Annotated in this window: 15 protein-coding genes; 5 read left to right on the forward strand and 10 right to left on the reverse strand. The window is 71.4% G+C overall.

Annotated elements, in window-relative coordinates; genetic code table 11:
• Window position 1: 1 nt before the first annotated feature.
• The 3 genes from HQ603_RS07615 to HQ603_RS07625 are packed head-to-tail and all read right to left on the reverse strand — an operon-like array spanning window position 2 to window position 2,481.
• Window positions 2–919 carry a branched-chain amino acid ABC transporter permease gene (locus HQ603_RS07615; RefSeq protein ID WP_245810997.1) on the reverse strand — a complete coding sequence of 306 codons (918 nt, stop codon included), beginning with the start codon at window positions 917–919 and terminating at the stop codon, window positions 2–4.
• Between the two features lie 25 nt (window positions 920–944).
• A complete protein-coding gene (locus tag HQ603_RS07620) occupies window positions 945–1,688 on the reverse strand; it encodes an ABC transporter ATP-binding protein (protein ID WP_308126404.1) in 744 nt (247 codons plus the stop codon).
• Window positions 1,678–2,481: an ABC transporter ATP-binding protein gene (locus HQ603_RS07625; RefSeq protein ID WP_308126405.1), complete on the reverse strand. Its 804-nt coding sequence runs from the start codon at window positions 2,479–2,481 to the stop codon at window positions 1,678–1,680. The genes HQ603_RS07620 and HQ603_RS07625 overlap by 11 nt, the downstream gene beginning before the upstream one ends.
• A 150-nt stretch (window positions 2,482–2,631) precedes the next feature.
• Between HQ603_RS07625 and HQ603_RS07630 the strand changes: the two genes are divergently transcribed.
• From HQ603_RS07630 to HQ603_RS07645, 4 genes are all read left to right on the forward strand, one after another.
• Window positions 2,632–3,966 carry a PucR family transcriptional regulator gene (locus tag HQ603_RS07630; RefSeq protein WP_261773506.1) on the forward strand — a complete coding sequence of 445 codons (1,335 nt, stop codon included), beginning with the start codon at window positions 2,632–2,634 and terminating at the stop codon, window positions 3,964–3,966.
• Between the two features lie 84 nt (window positions 3,967–4,050).
• Complete coding sequence (locus HQ603_RS07635; protein ID WP_222683923.1) at window positions 4,051–5,475, forward strand: hypothetical protein; 1,425 nt, start codon at window positions 4,051–4,053, stop codon at window positions 5,473–5,475.
• Window positions 5,472–6,206: an ESX secretion-associated protein EspG gene (locus HQ603_RS07640; protein WP_222683924.1), complete on the forward strand. Its 735-nt coding sequence runs from the start codon at window positions 5,472–5,474 to the stop codon at window positions 6,204–6,206. Before HQ603_RS07635 ends, HQ603_RS07640 begins: the two co-directional genes overlap by 4 nt.
• A gap of 77 nt (window positions 6,207–6,283) precedes the next feature.
• Window positions 6,284–6,823: a hypothetical protein gene (locus HQ603_RS07645; protein ID WP_222677531.1), complete on the forward strand. Its 540-nt coding sequence runs from the start codon at window positions 6,284–6,286 to the stop codon at window positions 6,821–6,823.
• A gap of 7 nt (window positions 6,824–6,830) precedes the next feature.
• Here HQ603_RS07645 and HQ603_RS07650 read toward each other — a convergent pair whose 3' ends face one another.
• Both HQ603_RS07650 and HQ603_RS07655 read right to left on the reverse strand, forming a co-directional pair.
• Window positions 6,831–7,559 carry a siderophore-interacting protein gene (locus tag HQ603_RS07650; RefSeq protein WP_308126406.1) on the reverse strand — a complete coding sequence of 243 codons (729 nt, stop codon included), beginning with the start codon at window positions 7,557–7,559 and terminating at the stop codon, window positions 6,831–6,833.
• A gap of 16 nt (window positions 7,560–7,575) precedes the next feature.
• Window positions 7,576–8,400 carry an HAD family hydrolase gene (locus tag HQ603_RS07655; protein WP_222683925.1) on the reverse strand — a complete coding sequence of 275 codons (825 nt, stop codon included), beginning with the start codon at window positions 8,398–8,400 and terminating at the stop codon, window positions 7,576–7,578.
• A 26-nt stretch (window positions 8,401–8,426) separates the two neighbouring features.
• Between HQ603_RS07655 and HQ603_RS07660 the strand changes: the two genes are divergently transcribed.
• Window positions 8,427–9,302 (forward strand): aldo/keto reductase, encoded by an 876-nt coding sequence (locus HQ603_RS07660; RefSeq protein WP_222683926.1) that lies wholly within the window; start codon window positions 8,427–8,429, stop codon window positions 9,300–9,302.
• 47 nt (window positions 9,303–9,349) lie between these two features.
• Here HQ603_RS07660 and HQ603_RS07665 read toward each other — a convergent pair whose 3' ends face one another.
• From HQ603_RS07665 to HQ603_RS07685, 5 genes are all read right to left on the reverse strand, one after another.
• Window positions 9,350–9,997, reverse strand: a complete 648-nt coding sequence (locus HQ603_RS07665) for an SDR family oxidoreductase (protein WP_222683927.1) — start codon at window positions 9,995–9,997, stop codon at window positions 9,350–9,352.
• 143 nt (window positions 9,998–10,140) lie between these two features.
• On the reverse strand, window positions 10,141–11,403 hold the full coding sequence (locus tag HQ603_RS07670) for an ABC transporter permease (RefSeq protein ID WP_222683928.1): 1,263 nt from the start codon (window positions 11,401–11,403) through the stop codon (window positions 10,141–10,143).
• Complete coding sequence (locus HQ603_RS07675; RefSeq protein WP_308126407.1) at window positions 11,400–12,620, reverse strand: ABC transporter permease; 1,221 nt, start codon at window positions 12,618–12,620, stop codon at window positions 11,400–11,402. Before HQ603_RS07675 ends, HQ603_RS07670 begins: the two co-directional genes overlap by 4 nt.
• Entirely contained in the window at window positions 12,617–14,197 is a 1,581-nt protein-coding gene (locus tag HQ603_RS07680) for an ABC transporter ATP-binding protein (protein WP_222683929.1), read from the reverse strand. Before HQ603_RS07680 ends, HQ603_RS07675 begins: the two co-directional genes overlap by 4 nt.
• An 11-nt stretch (window positions 14,198–14,208) precedes the next feature.
• Window positions 14,209–15,303, reverse strand: coding sequence for a BMP family lipoprotein (locus HQ603_RS07685; RefSeq protein ID WP_222683930.1), 1,095 nt, complete (start codon window positions 15,301–15,303; stop codon window positions 14,209–14,211).
• Window positions 15,304–15,421: the final 118 nt, after the last annotated feature.

The following is a 15,421-nucleotide window of genomic DNA, read 5'->3' on the forward strand; positions in this document are numbered from 1 at the left end:
GTCAGACCCTCCTGGCCGAGGCGGCGGCGAACAATCCGTTGGGGCGCACCAGCAGAACGACGATGAGGATCACCAGGGCCGCGAACGACACCAGGTCCTGGCCGACGTACCCGCTGACCGCGGACAGCCCGACCCCCATGAGCAGTCCCCCGACGACCGCGCCGACGGGACTGTCGAGACCTCCGAGCACGGCCGCGACGAAGCCGAAGACGACCACCGAATCCATGTAACCGGGGTGGACCAGCGACCCGCCCGCGATGAGCAGTCCGGCCACCGATCCCACGGCCGCGGCCAGGGCCCAGCCGAGGGTCAGCATGCGACCCACCCGCACCCCGAGCAGACGCGACACCTCCTGACTGAATGCGCTGGCGCGCATGGTCAGACCGAGGTCGGTGAAGCGGAACAGGGCCACCAACGCGGCGAGCACCACCAGGACCGCGACGACGGTGTAGACGTCGTTCCCCGTCAGCGCGACGTCGACGGACCCGATGCGTTGTCCGTCGAGCCCGAACGGCGCCGGGAACGAACGGAACTGGTTGCCGAAGACCAACGCCGCCACGGCGTGGATCACGATGAACAGCCCGAGGGTGAGGATCACCGGATTGATGTGCGACGCACTGTCGACGTACCGAATGATCAGGCGCTCGACGAGTGCGCCCAGGATCAGGCCGGACAGGAGCGCCACGCCGAACCCGATCCAGTAGGAGTAGCCGGCGTCGATGACGGTCAGGGCGACGTAGGTGGTGATCATCGCCATCGGCGCCTGCGCGAAGTTGACGATGCGGGTGGACCGCCAGATGAGCACCAACGCGAGGGCGAACGCGGCGTAGATCATCCCGTTGGTGATGCCGTTGATGACGATGGTGAGGAGTTGCTGCACCGCTTGGCCTTTCGAGATCGGGAGGGCCGTCGTGGCCATGAGGTCCGGAGTGCGCTCGCGGGGATCAGAAGCCGAGATAGGCGTGTCGCAGTTCCTCGTCGCCCTGCAGATCCGCGGCCGGACCCTCGCGCACGACGCGCCCCAGCGAGAGCACGACCGCGTGCTCGGCGATCGACAGGGCACTGCGGGCGTTCTGCTCCACCAGCACCACCGTGAGCCCGTCCGCGTCGACGGCCTCGCGCAGTTGCCGGAAGATCTGGGCGACCACGCGGGGAGCCAATCCCAGGGACGGCTCGTCGAGCAGCAGCACCGACGGGGTGGCCAGGAGAGCCCGCGCGATCACGAGCATCTGCCGCTCGCCGCCCGAGAGCGTGTGGGCGGTCGCCTGCCGTCGCTGGGCGAGCGGCGGGAACATGTCCCAGACGCGGCTCATGTCCATCCGCGGCCGAGAGGTGTTGCGGCCCAACAGTCCCAGGCGAAGGTTCTCCTCGACCGTGAGCTCGACGATCACGCCGCGGCCCTCGGGGACGTGGGACAGTCCGCGGCGGGACATGCTCTCCGCCCCGGCGCCGACCAGGTCGTGGTCGCCCATCGTGATGCTGCCGGAGACCGGGCTCTGCACCGCGGATACGGTGCGCAGCAGCGTGGTCTTGCCGGCGCCGTTGGCCCCGAGCACCGCCGTCACGGCGCCGGCGGGAACGGTCATCGACACCGCGTCCAACGCCGTCACCGCGCCGTACCGCACGGTGAGATCGCGGATCGTCAGCGCCGCCGTGTCCGTTGCCGCACTTCCCCTGTCACTCTTCACGGTCCACCTCGTCTCCCAGGTACGCGGCGAGCACCGCGGGGTCCCGACGCACCCGGTCGGGAGTCCCGCGGGCGATGACCTTGCCGAAATCGAGCACCACCAGGTGGTCGCAGACGCTCATGACCAGATCCATGTGGTGCTCGACCAGCAGAATGGACATGCGCGTGGTCAACGACCGCATCGTCTCGGCGAGGTCGTCCATTTCCGCGTCGGACAGTCCCGACGCGGGTTCGTCGAGCAGCAGCAGAGTCGGTTCCGACACGAGAGCGCGAGCGAGCGCGACCTTCTTGCGGACCGCGTACGGCAGGCTGGGCGGATACCGCGACGCATGACCGTCGATGCCGAGCTCGACGAGCACGGCCAGTGCGCGATCCCGGAGCGCCGCGGTGTCCCGGCCCGCCGATCGCAGCCCCAGGAGGGCGCTCACGACCCCGGTGGTGGAGAGGTGGTCCGCGCCGACCATGACGTTGTCCAGGACGGTCATGCGGTCGAACAGCCCGAGGCCCTGCAGGGTGCGGCTCATGCCCAGTCGAGGTAGATCCTTCGGCCGGAGGCGCGCGATCGACTCGCCGCTGCGGACCACCGAGCCCGCCTGCGGCCGCACCAGCCCGCAGGCCACGTTGAACAGCGTGGTCTTGCCGGCGCCGTTGGGCCCGATCACGCCGAGGATCTCGCCCGAGCCGACCGAAAGACCGACGTCGGACAGGGCCGTGATGCCGCCGAACTCGACCGTGACGTCGGTCAGGGCGAACACGGATTCGGTCGTGATGGGTGACGGTTCGGTCAGCGGCACAGTGGTCCACCTCACAGTTCGGGTGGCACTCACTATGGACGCTGCGCACAGTCCTGGATATGGGCGGAGCGCACAAATCTGATGGGTTCCGGGGCACTGTTTTCGGTCATTTCACCCCGTTCTCCGGGCGCGGTGCGCAAAGCTCTGCTCATGGGCTCGCCGTCGCACGGCCCGGCGACACCGCCGTACGGACCCGCCGGACCCCCGTCCGGCCGAGGTGACGTCGGCCGTGCCCGCGCCCGCACGACGGGGGTGCTCGCGCGCCTGTCGCCGGCGGAACGCGACGCGGTGCGTCGGGCCTGGGCGACCCTGCTCCCCGAGTCCGACGCCCTCGCGGACTCCATCACCCTGGCCCTGTTCGAGCAGGACCCGGAGTACATGGCGGCCGGCTCGGACATCCCGTCGATCGTGCGCTCCAGCACGCGCGAACACATCCGGCTCGGGCTGCGTCGGCTGAGCGGCATGCCGGATTCACCCGAGGCGACGACGGACGTGTGGCGACGGACGGGGCGCGAGCGCGCACGCCAGGGCATCCCGATGGAGCTGGTGCTCAAGGCCTACACCCTGGGGTCCCGGACGCTGTGGGAGGAGTTGGCCGCCGCGGTGGCCGAGAAGCCGTCGTTGCTCGAGGCGCGGCTGCTTCTGGTTGCGGGACAACGTCTCTGGCAGGCGCTCGACACCCAGAACACCATTCTGGTGGACGCGTACCGGCGCGAGACCGCGCGCATGCAGCAGCGCGACCTGTCGAAGATCCTCTCGGTGCTCGACGGTCTGCGCGACGGCCGCGGCGCGGACCCGCAGTTCGCCGCCGACGCCCGAGCGACGTTGGGGCTCGGCACATCCCAGGCGATCGCCTGCGCCGTCGGCGCGGTGTCGGACCTGGGCGAGCCCCCGCTGGCCGCACCCGAGGACACGGTCGACGCCGTGACCACGTCGTCCTTCTGGCACGTCCGCGACGGGGTGCAGTTCGGCCTCCTCGGCCTCGGGCCGGGCGGCGCATCCGCCGTGGCGGACGCCGTGGCTCCCCGCGCGACCGGCGCGGTGGGCATCGCGGCGTCGGCGGACGGGCTGGCGTCGTTCGCCTCCGCGTATCGCACCGCGGCCCGCGCCGCCGCGACCGTCGCGGCCGGAGACCGCCTCGCCGTCGTCGCCACCGACCGATTGCCCGCCATCGTCGTCTCCGCGGACGACGAGATCGCCGAGCTGATCGAAGGGCACGCGTTCGGCGACCTGCTGCACCAACCTGCGGCCACGCGGGACACGCTGCTGCGCACGCTAGCGCACGTCCTGGTGGCGGACGGCTCCCCCACCAATGCGGCCAAACTGCTCTACTGCCACCGCAACACCGTCATCTACCGGATGCGGCAGGTGGAGGACCTGACCGGCCGCAGTACGGCCGATCCCGACGACCGACTGATCCTGACCCTGGCCCTGGTGCGGTCGGGCCACTGGGCGGATGCGGTGGGAGCGGCCGAGTCGCGCTGAATGGAACCGCGCGGACCCGCGCTGCGTCGAACCTCCGCAGGGGATCGGTGACCCCGTCACCGCGGACAGCCGGAGGGGATACGCATGAGCGGCATGGACACGCTCGGGGTACTGGTGGACACGGCTCGGGACGTCGGGGCGCACGCGATCGACCGGGCGAGGGTCGCCCTGCACGATCTGGTGACCGGTGACGACAGCGAGCGCCTCGCCGCCGGGGAACGCGCCCTCGCCCGATACCGGGACCTCGCGGGCAGCGTCACCGGGCCGTCGGGTGCCCCCGGCGGTGTGGTGCCCGAGGCCTTCGAGGCCATGTCGCACCCCGCCATCTGGGGACACGCCGCGGAGCTGACGCCGGCGATGCTCGACGCGGGGGCGGAGACCTGGCGCATGGCACACGAGCGCCTCGCCGCGGCGGTGACCACGCTGTGGCGCGACCTCGAGGCCGTCCTCGGCTCCGACTGGGAGGGCATGGCGGCCGACGCCGCCCTCGCGGCGGTGGCGGCCTACCGCGATCGATCGCTGAACTCGGTGGACCTGATGGGCGTGGTGTCCGCCGAACTCGACGTGGCTCGTCACGGCCTGGCCGCCACCCGGGAGAGCGTGCCGCCTCCGCAGTCCTTCACGCCCTCCGACTTCGCCCGCGTCGCCGTCACCACGCTGTCCCTGAACCCGATGGCGTCGGCGCACAGCGTGACCGCACTCTTCGCCGAGGAGGAGGAACGACGCGCCGAGGCCGTCGCGGTGATGAAAAGCGTGTACGTCCCGACGGTCCTGCGGGCCGACAGTTCCGTCCCCGCCCTGCCGCCACCGGTCGACCCGGCACCGGGCAGCACCGTCGAGGGCGGTGGTGGCAGCGGCGGTACCGGCGGTCCGAGCGCCGAGACGGCGTTCGGCGCGGGGTCGGCCGTCACACCCGTCGGGACCGCGCCGGCCTTCGCCGACACGGTCGCCGCGTCGGCCGCCGCACCCGAAGCGCCCGGCGGCGCTGCGGCCGGGGACCGCGCGGCCGCCGTGTCTCCCGCGGGGGCGGGCTCCGGCGCCCCACCCGCGGGCTCGGCTGCGGGCACGGCGCCCGGTGGCGTGACGTCGGCCGGGTCGTCGGCGTGGGGGCCGGCGTCGTCGGCGCCCGCGTCGGCCGGATCCGCGCGGGCAGGGACGTCGGGATCCGGGACGTCTCGCGGCGCGGCACGGTCGGGCTCCGGCGGGGCCGGTCGCGGTGGATCGGGCGGCGCGCCGGGACACGCTCGCGGTCCGGCCGACGGGGCGGGGACGCGGATACTCGGGGAGCGCGCCGTCGCGCCCGCCGGGTCGCTCGGGTCGGCGGCGTCCGGAACCGGCGGCGGCGCGGTCGCTCGGGGCGGGATGATGGGCCCGGCCGCGATGATGCCCGGCCGCGGCGGAGGCGACGACAGCGAGCATCGCCCGGCCGCCCGCTACCTCGTCACCGCGGACAACGGCGATGCGCTGGTGGGAGATCTGCCGCTGGTCGCCCCGCCGGTCATCGGATGACGGCCGCGGAGCTGTCCCCGGTGGCCGTCGAGGTGCTCGCGGGAGTACTCGGGTGCGCGGGTCCGCCGTTCCCGATCGCGGTCGCCGGACACGGCACGGTCGCGGACGCGGACGCGCATGCTCTCGCCGCCGAACGACGCCGGGCGGTACGCACCCTGAGTGGGTCCGACGTCGTCGCCGCGGCGGCCACGGTGAACCCCGCCGCCCTGCACGTCACGGTCTGCGGCGTCCACGTCGACGGGACACGGGTGCGCGTCCGGGCTGCCCTGACGTCGGGACCGACCGACACCCACGACACGGCCGTGACGATGGTGCAGCACCCGGACGGCGTCGTCACCCTGGACACGATGGCCACCGCGGGGCTGCCGGACGCTCTCGCGGCGGTGATCGGCGGCGCCGCGGGCGACCTGCCCGCCGGGACGGCCGCGCGTGCGGACGTCGAGGCACCTCGATCGGTCGTGCGGCACACGGACGACGAGGTCGCGCGCGTCCGTGCGGTGCTGGACCGGCCGCGCACCGGCGTCGGCGACGTCGTCGTCGGGCAGCTGGGGCCCGAGGCGGACGGACCGCTGGTGGCCACCGACGGGTTCCGGTGGATCGACACCGACCGCGGTCGCTACCTGGTCACCACGACCGAGGCCAGGGTGTCGGTGCGGCCGGCGGGCCGCGCCGGCGCGGCTGCGGCCCTCGCGCACCTGCTGGTGGTCTCCACCGCGTCGGCGTCGGTGTGATGACCGCGTCCGACCGGGTACGCGGCTAGGGTTGGCCCGGCAGGACAGTCGGGTCGGGCGAGGAAGGGACGGGGCGGATGAGCGATCGGTACCGCGACGAGTACCAGGGCGGCTACCAGGGCGGGTACGACGACCGCACGCGCGCCTACGGCCGTCAGGACCCCTATGCCGCGCCGAGCCCCGGTCCGAAGCCGGGGTCGGGCCTGAAGTTCGACGTCGGTCCGTTCGTGGGCGGAGTGGTCGCCACCGCGATCACCACGTTCCTCGCCGGGTGGGTGGCCACGGCGATCGTGCAGGCCGTCTACAACCGCACCGACACGCGCGTCTTCTGGATGTACGGGCTGTCGGATCCGTGGATCGCGGGCATCTACGGTGCCCTCGCCGCGGTCCTGGCCGGTGCGTTCATGCTCCTGCTGTTCCAGGCCGTACCGTCCCCGAACACGTTCTTCTCGTGGATCGCGGGTCTGATCGTGGTGGCCGTGATCGTGCTTCCGTTCCTCGCGGCCGGGGCGATCACCGCGGCGATCGGGGCGGCGATCGTCAACGGGTTGATGGGCTTCGTCATCGTGGCTCTGCTGTCGACCACCGCGGCCAAGACGTACCACGGCCGACCCTGAGCACCGGTCAGGCGATCCAGTAACCCTGCGCCTTGAGCGCTCCTCGCGGAATGCCGTACTCGGACTTCAGGACCGACGCGACCGCGCGGGTGGTCACGGTGTCGCACGCGACCCAGGCGGCGTGATCGGAGGCGTCGAACACCCCGGCCCGCACCGCCTCCACCATCGAGGCACCGCCGTCGCGCCGCGGGATGCGCTGGACGGTGGTCGCGGGCGTCGCGGCGAGCGGCAGGTCGTGATCCGACTCGTCGACGGTCTCGAGCCAGAGGGTGACCGGGAGCGTGTCCGGCAGCGCGGCGAGCAGGGACCGGATCGCCGGCACCGACGCCGAGTCGCCGGCGACGAGGTAGCCCGCGGGCAGCGGGTCGGGCACGGCGTACTTCGATCCCTGGAACGTCGCGTCGAGGGCGTCGCCGGGACGGGCGCGCCGCGCCCAGTCGGACGCCGCCCCCGCGTGCAGGGCGAACTCGAGCGTGCACTCGTCGGCGCCCGGATCGGGATCGACGACGGTGTAGGCGCGGTGGTGCAGCGTCGACGACCCGTCGTCGGTGGGAAACCAGCACCGCAGCCACATGGTCGGGTGGTAGGTCTTGCGGCCGAACAGCCCGCCCGCGTTCACCCGCACGCGCCGGTAGTGCGGCGTGACGTCCTCGGTGTGCAGGACGGTCAGGCGGACGTCGGCCCCGCCCATCAGCTTGAGAACCGTGCCCTGCCAGCCCTTCGTCTGTGTGCTCACGAGAGGTGAGGGTAGCCTAAGTCGGACCGGTGCGGGTGAGCTCCTCCAGGTAGACCGCCACCCCGTCGTCGTCGTTGCTCGGCACGATGCGGTCCGCGATCGCCCGCACCTCGGCGATGGCGTTCTCCGGCACCACGGCGGTGCCGGCCCACGCCAGCATCTCCAGATCGTTGCGCGCATCGCCCGCCGCTGCCACGTCGACCGCGTCGATCCCCCGCTCCCGGCAGAGCGCGGCGAGAGCGGTCGCCTTGGAGACACCCCGCGCGGCCATCTCGACGTACGGGGCACCCGAATGCGTCACGGCCAGATCGAGCCCCGCGTCGGCCGCCGCCCGGTAGAGATCGACGCTCGCCGTCTCGGGATGTCGCGCGACGATCTTGACCACGTCCTCGTCGAGGACGGGGAAACGCTCGTCGGCCAGGACCATCGACTCGGGCTCCCGGTGATGGTCGGAGAACACGCACAGGGCGGCGTAGCCGGGCTCCGCGACGAACGTCGTCGGACCCACGGCGGCGAACACGGTGCCGGGAACCGCGCGTCGTACCGCGTCCATCGCCGCGGCCCCCACCACGGCGTCGAGTCCGATCGTGCTGCGCACGACCGGCGTTCCGTCCGCGAGGTCGATCAGCACGGCCCCGTTGGCGCACAACGCAATTCCGCGGAAACCGCACGTCGCGGCGAACTCGTGGACGGAGTGCCGTGCCCGCGCCGTCGCCCACACCACCTCGATACCCGCGTCGCCGGCGGCGCGGAGGGCCGCGGCGGTGCGCGGCGAGACGGTGCGATCCGAGCGCAGGAGAGTGCCGTCGAGGTCCGTCGCGAAGAGCTTCACACCGGCCACTCTTCCAGGTGGCTACCGTGGGGGGCATGACCACTCCGACGATCACCTTGAACTCCGGAACGTCGATCCCCACTCTGGGATTGGGCGTCTGGCAGGCCACGAACGACGAGACCGAGAAGGCGGTGCGGTACGCGATCGACGAGGCCGGGTACCGGCACATCGACACCGCCGCCGCGTACGGCAACGAGGAGGGCGTGGGCCGCGCGCTCGCGGCGTCGTCGGTGCCGCGGGAGGACGTCTTCGTGACGACCAAGCTGTGGAACTCCGACCAGGGATACGACTCGGCACTGGCGGCGTTCGACGAGAGCCTGCGCAAGCTGGGCCTGGACTACGTCGACCTGTACCTCATCCACTGGCCGCTGCAGAACGACGAGCGACTGCTGCGCACGTGGGACGCGTTCGAGAAGATCTCCGAGTCCGGCCGGGCGAAGGCCGTGGGCGTCTGCAACTTCGAGCCGCGCCACCTCGGTCTGTTGGTCGATCGCGGCGGGCTGCTGCCCGCCGTCGACCAGGTGGAGCTGCATCCGCGGTTGGCGCAGAAGGAGATTCGGCACGTCGCGGGCGATCACGGCATCACCGTCGAGTCGTGGAGCCCGCTCGGCGGCACCAGCAACTCGGGGTGGGGCCGCGACTCGAAGCCGAACACGCTGCTCACGGACGAGACGCTCACCGACATCGGCGCGGCGTACGGCAAGTCGGCCGCGCAGGTGATGATCCGGTGGCACCTGCAGAACGGCCTGGTGGTGATCCCCAAGTCGGTGCACGAGGAGCGGATCGCGCAGAACATCGACGTCTTCGACTTCGAGCTGTCCGATCAGGACCTGCAGCGCATCGACGCCCTCGACACCGGGGAGCGGGTGGGGGCGCACCCGAACGACCTGAACATCGGCGCACCGGACTGACGACCCCCCGTGCGCCGCAGGTACATGCCTGCGGCGCACGCCCGGCGTCAGGCCAGCGCGTCGGCGATGGGAGTGTCGCCCTGGTCGAACTCGATCATGCGGCGCGACGTCGACGGCGTCTCCAGCGCGGCGGCGAGGACAGCGGCGACGTCGTCGCGGCTGACGGTCTCCCCCGTCGCGCCCTGCTCCTTGGTGCGGATGGAGCCGGTGCCGGCGTCGTCGGTCAGGCTCGACGGAGCGACGATGGTCCAGTCGAGGTCGCTGTTCTTCAGGTGCTGGTCGGCCTCGGCCTTCGCTTCGGCGTACGCGTAGAACGAGTTGTCCGGTTCCACACCGTGGTCGGGTCCGGCGCCGAAGTAGGACACCAGCAGGAACCGGGACACCCCGGCCGACTGCGCGGCGTCGACGGTGCGGATGGCCGCGTCGCGGTCGACGGCGTAGGTGCGGTCGGGGTTGCCGCCGCCCGCGCCGGCCGCGAAGACGACGGCGTCGTGCTCGGCGATGGTGCCGGCGATCTGCACCGTGGTCTGGTTCTCGACGTCCGCGACGACGGCGGTGGCACCGACCTTCTCGATGTCCGGCGTCTGGTCGGGGTTGCGGATCAGCGAGGACACCTCGTGGCCGCTCTCGGTGAGCAGCTTCGCGAGCTTCAGCGCGATCTTTCCGTGGCCGCCGACGATGGCGATGCGAGACATGGTGTTCCCTTCGAGTGCGCGTCGAGCGGGGTGCGAGGCCCCGCTCCTACCAGCGCTCGGGATGCCCGGAGCGCAGGCGACCACAAACATCGTGCGGGAGCGACCACGAACATCGTGCGGGAGCGACCACGAAGATCGAGCGACTAGCGGTAGGGCTTGCCCGCCGCGGCCGGCCCGCGCACCTTCCCCACCAACCCGGCGACGGCGAGGATCGTGACCACGTACGGCAGCATCAGCATGAACTCGCTGGGCACGGGTGAGCCGATGATGCCGAGCACGTTCTGCAGGTTGGACGCGAAGCCGAAGAGCAGGGCCGCGAGGGTGGCGCGCACCGGGTCCCAGCGCCCGAAGATGACGGCGGCGAGGGCGATGTAGCCGGCGCCGGCGGTCATCTCCTTGCCGAACGCTCCGACCGAGCCGAGCGTGAAGTACGCCCCGCCCAGCCCCGCGATCGCACCGGCGAGGCAGACGTTCCAGAACCGGGTGCGGCGCACGTCGATCCCCACCGAATCCGCGGCCCGCGGGTGTTCGCCCACGGCGCGCAGCCGCAGACCCCACCGGGTCTTGAACAGGCCGACGAAGACCGCGATCACGGCGACGAACATGACGTACTCGATGACGGTCTGGCGGAACAGCAGCGGTCCCAGGACGGGAATCTGGGACAACACCGGAATCTCGAGCCGGGGGAACCGCGGCGGGGAGTTCAGCGTGGCGCCGCTGGGCACCAGGACCTTCGAGTACAGGAAGCTTGTGAGGCCGACCACCAGCACGTTGAGCACCACGCCCACGATGATCTGGTCGACGAAGTACCGGATGGCGAACACCGCCAGCACGCTGCCGACCAGCGCGCCCGCGATCAGGGCCGACGCCAGGCCGAGGTAGGCGGACCCGGTGACCGACGCGACGACCGCACTGACGAACGCGCCGCCGAGCAGCTGGCCCTCGATCGCGATGTTGACGACGCCGACGCGCTCGGAGATCACGCCGCCGAGGGCGCCGAAGATGAGGGGCGTGCTCAGGGCGACGGTGCCGAGGAGCAGGCCCGGCACCGGGATGGTCTCCCCCGCCGCGGACCACGTGAGGAAGGTGAGGACGAACGCGACGGCGAACACCACCGTGACCGCGAGCGGGGTGTGTCGCCCGGCGCGCGTGAGCGCCGCGGCGAGAGCCGTCAGCGCGAACAGCACCACGACGAGGACGATGCACGTGGCCCGCGCGGGCACGCCGACGTCGGGCAGCGCCACGACGTCACCGTCGGAGGCGAGGCGGAAGGTACTGGTGCCGCCCTCTCCCCGCAGGCCGAACAGCAGGAGGGCGAGCACGGAGACGACGCCGAAGACGATCGGCAGCTTCCAGGACACGCCCGGCCGCACCTCCGGGGCGCGCTCGGCGACGACCGTGCTCATCGGGCTGCCGCCTTCGTTCGGGATTCGGGTAATCGGAAGACGGCCCGCACCAGGGGCGGAGCGGCGATGAACAGCACGATCACCGACTGCACCACCAGGACGATGTCGACGGGGATGGACTCCGCGGCCTGCATGGCGAAGCCGCCCGCCTTGAACGCGCCGAACAGGATGCCCGCGGCGAACACGCCCCACGGACGGGAGCGTCCGAGCAACGCCACGGTGATCGCGTCGAACCCGATGCCGGCGTCGATGTCCGCGGTGAAGCCCGTGGTCACCGTGCCGAGCACCTGCGCGACGCCGGCGAGTCCGACGAGGGCACCCGACAGCACCATGGCCCACACGTAGGTGCGCTCGACCCGGATGCCGGCGACGCGCGCGGCCGCGGCGTTCTCGCCGACCACCCGGAACCGGTAGCCGACGGCGGAGCGCTCCATGAGCCACCACACCGCCGCCGTGACGACCACGACCAGCACGAAACCCCAGTGCAGCGAGTACCGCGATCCGAACAGCGCGGGCAGGACCGCGGTGTCGGCCATGGCGGGCGTCTTGGGGTTGTTCGACCCCGGCGCCTGCAGAGCTCCGGGCGTCCGCAGCAGATAGGAGATGAGGTAGAACGCGACGTAGTTGAGCATGATCGTGACGATCACCTCGTGCGCACCGGTGCGGGCGCGGAGCAGACCGGCGATGCCGCCCCACAGCGCGCCGCCCACCACGCCCGCGACGATCGCGGCGATCAGGTGGACCACCGGCGGCAGGTCGTAGGTGAAGCCGACGTACCCGGCGCACGCGGCGGCGATCAGCATCTGACCGCGGCCGCCGATGTTGAACATGCCGACCCGGAAGGCCAGGGCCACACCGAGACCCGCCGCGATGAGCGGCGTCGCGAAGGTGAGGGTCTCGGTCAGCGGACGGATGCCGTCGACAAACCGCGGACGGCGGAAGTTGTAGACGCTGCCCTGGAACAGGGACGAGTACGCGCCGAACACCGCGTCCCAGATCGCCGACAGGGTGTCGGTCGGCCGGGAGAAGAAGTAGCCCGACGCGGTGCGGACCTCGGGATCGGTGACGGCGATGAGCACCGCCCCGACCACCAGCGCCATGACGACGGACAGGAACGAGAGCAGCACGCTGCCGGTCGCGATGCGGCGCAGCAGCGACTCGGTCTCGGTGGCCGCGGGCGGTGTCGATCCGGTGGGCGCGGTGTCGGTGGTGGTCACGCCGACGTCTCCCCTCGACCTGCTGGAGCAGTATCGGCCGTTCCACCGGCCACGGCAGCAGCGTCGGCGGGTCCACCGGCCATGAGAATTCCCAACTCCTCACGGGAGGCGTCGCCGGGCACGATGCCGACGATCCTCCCTCGGTACATCACGGCGATGCGGTCGGCGAGCGCCGCGACCTCGTCGAGTTCGGACGACACCACGACGACGGGCGTACCCGCGTCGCGCGTCGCGACGATGCGCTTGTGCACGAACTCGATGGAGCCGACGTCGATGCCGCGCGTCGGCTGCGAGGCGATGAGCAGGCGCAACTCGCGGCCGAGTTCGCGCGCCAGCACCACCTTCTGCTGATTACCGCCGGACAGGCGACCGACCGGCGTGTCGACGTCGGGCGTCCGGACGTCGAACTCCGCGACCTTCTCGGTGGCGAATCGGCGCAGGAACGACCGCACGACGCCGCCCCGACGGGTGAACGGTTCCCCGTGGGACCGGTCGAGCATGAGGTTCTCGGCCACGGAGAACTCGGCGACCAGGCCGTCGTGCGACCGGTCCTCCGGGACGAACCCGACGCCGGCGTCGAGCACCTCGCGCACCGACCGTCCGACCAGCTCGCGCCCGTCGAGTTCGACGCTGCCGGTGACCGGGGGACGCAGGCCCAGCAGTGCCTCGGTGAGCTCGGTCTGACCGTTGCCCTGCACACCCGCGATGGCGAGGATCTCACCGGCGCGCACCTCGAAGGACACCGCGTCGACGACCGGGCCCGTGGGTCCGAGCACGGTGAGGTCACGCACCACCAGCGCCGGATCGCCGAACTGCCCGTCCTGCTTGCCGACTCGCAACTGCACGTCGCGGCCGACCATCAACGACGCCAACTCGCCGTCGGTGGCGGTGGGCTGCGCCTCGCCGACCACCGAGCCGAGCCGGATCACGGTGATGCGGTCCGCGACCGCGCGCACCTCGCGCAGCTTGTGCGTGATGAACACGATGGCGGTGCCCGCGTCCGCGAGCTGGCGCATGATGACCATCAGCTCGTCGGTCTCCTGCGGCGTGAGGACGGCCGTGGGCTCGTCGAAGATGAGGATGTCGGCGTCGCGGGAGAGCGCCTTGATGATCTCGACGCGCTGCTGCACCCCGACCGGCAGATCGCCGACGATCGCGTCCGGATCGACGTCGAAGCCGAACCGGCCCGACACCTCGCGCACCAGGGCCCGCGCGGCGTCGAGGTCGAGCCGCCCGCCGACGGACGTCTTCTCGTTCCCCAGCACGATGTTCTCGGCGACGCTGAAGACCGGGATGAGCATGAAGTGCTGGTGCACCATGCCGATCCCGGCGGTCATCGCGGCGCCGGGTCCGGCGAAGGCCTGCGGGACACCGTCGAGCAGGATCTCGCCCTCCTCCGCCCGGTACAGGCCGGAGAGGACGTTCATCAGGGTCGACTTGCCGGCCCCGTTCTCCCCGAGGAGGCAGTGGATCTGCCCCGCCTCCACGGTGAGATCGATGGAGTCGTTGGCCACCAGCGACCCGAATCGCTTGGTGATACCGCGAAGTTCGAGCTTGGGCGGCTGCGGAGACGTCATGGACCGGTGGGTCAGTTGGGCGACGAGGGCGAGACGACCTCGATGGACCCGTCGACGATGCCCGCGCGGATGGCGTCCAGCTCACCCTGCAGCGCCGGATCGACCCGCGACTCGTAGTCGTGGAACGGCGCGATGCCCACACCGTCGTTCTCGAGGGTGCCCACGTACGGGGTGTTGTCGAACGAACCGTCGGCCGCGGTGGTGACGACCTCCTCGGTACTGGTGGCCAGTCCCTTGGTGACGGAGGTCAGCACCAGATCGGCGACCGTGGGGTCGGAGACGTACACGTCGGCGTCCGCACCGATCAGGGCGACGGGCCGGTTGGTGTCGCGGATGGCCTGCGCCGCCGACTGGTAGATCGGACCACCGACGGGGAAGATCACGTCCGCGTTCTGGTCGATGAGACCCTGAGCGGTGTTCTTGGCGACCTCGTTGGCCTCGAATCCGCCGGTGAACGAGCCGTTCTGCGCGGCGACGTCCCAGCCGATGACCCGCACGTCACGGTTCTTCTGCTCGTTGAAGTACTGGACACCGTCGGCGAAGCCGTCCATGAAGATGGTGACCGTGGGGAACTGCGAGCCACCGAAGGTGCCGACGACGCCCGTGGTGCTGAAGCTGGCCGCGGCGTAACCGGCGAGGAAGGCGGACTGCGCCATGTCGTAGGTCAGAGGCTTGACGTTGTCCAGCTCGATCGAGTTGTCGTCGACGATGGCGAAGTTCACGTCGGGGTTCTGCTCCGCGGCCTGCTTCGTGGCGTCGGCGAGCGCGAATCCGACCGTGACGATCAGGCCGCAGCCCTGGTCGACGAGGTTGTTGAGGTTGGGGGTGTAGTCGGTGGGCGAGTTGGACTGCACCGTGATGGGCTCGAGCCCGGCGTCCTCGCTCGCCTTCTGCAGGCCCTCGAAGCTCAGCTGATTGAACGAGCGATCGTCGAAGCCGCCGGAGTCCGACACCATGCATGGCGTGAAGTCGCCCGAGGCGGATCCGCCGTTGCCGCTCTCCTCCGGCGCCGCGCCACAGGCGGCGGCGAGCAGCGAGAGTGCGGACACTCCGGCCAGTGCGGGCACCCGCGACCGGGCGGAGAGAGTGGACAGGGTCTTCGGCACGGGAGTACTCCGTTTCGGACGGGGAGCCGGCGCCGGGATGGTGCCCGCGCCGGGAGGCTGTGAAGGAACATTAACCCGAGCCACCGACGTCCGCCGCGCACCTGCCCGAAAAAGACCG

Origin of the sequence: Rhodococcoides corynebacterioides, from assembly GCF_019834675.1 — a bacterium.
In the GTDB taxonomy this organism is placed as follows: Bacteria; Actinomycetota; Actinomycetes; order Mycobacteriales; family Mycobacteriaceae; genus Rhodococcoides; species Rhodococcoides corynebacterioides_A.

What these genes read in the sequence shown, in the direction of transcription:
- HQ603_RS07670 (WP_222683928.1), bottom strand. Translation starts at nt 11,403, where the DNA reads ATGAGCACGGTCGTCGCCGAGCGCGCCCCGGAGGTGCGGCCGGGCGTG.
- HQ603_RS07665 (WP_222683927.1), bottom strand. Translation starts at nt 9,997, where the DNA reads ATGTCTCGCATCGCCATCGTCGGCGGCCACGGAAAGATCGCGCTGAAG.
- HQ603_RS07635 (WP_222683923.1), top strand. Translation starts at nt 4,051, where the DNA reads ATGAGCGGCATGGACACGCTCGGGGTACTGGTGGACACGGCTCGGGAC.
- HQ603_RS07640 (WP_222683924.1), top strand. Translation starts at nt 5,472, where the DNA reads ATGACGGCCGCGGAGCTGTCCCCGGTGGCCGTCGAGGTGCTCGCGGGA.
- HQ603_RS07615 (WP_245810997.1), bottom strand. Translation starts at nt 919, where the DNA reads ATGGCCACGACGGCCCTCCCGATCTCGAAAGGCCAAGCGGTGCAGCAA.
- HQ603_RS07645 (WP_222677531.1), top strand. Translation starts at nt 6,284, where the DNA reads ATGAGCGATCGGTACCGCGACGAGTACCAGGGCGGCTACCAGGGCGGG.
- HQ603_RS07660 (WP_222683926.1), top strand. Translation starts at nt 8,427, where the DNA reads ATGACCACTCCGACGATCACCTTGAACTCCGGAACGTCGATCCCCACT.
- HQ603_RS07680 (WP_222683929.1), bottom strand. Translation starts at nt 14,197, where the DNA reads ATGACGTCTCCGCAGCCGCCCAAGCTCGAACTTCGCGGTATCACCAAG.
- HQ603_RS07630 (WP_261773506.1), top strand. Translation starts at nt 2,632, where the DNA reads ATGGGCTCGCCGTCGCACGGCCCGGCGACACCGCCGTACGGACCCGCC.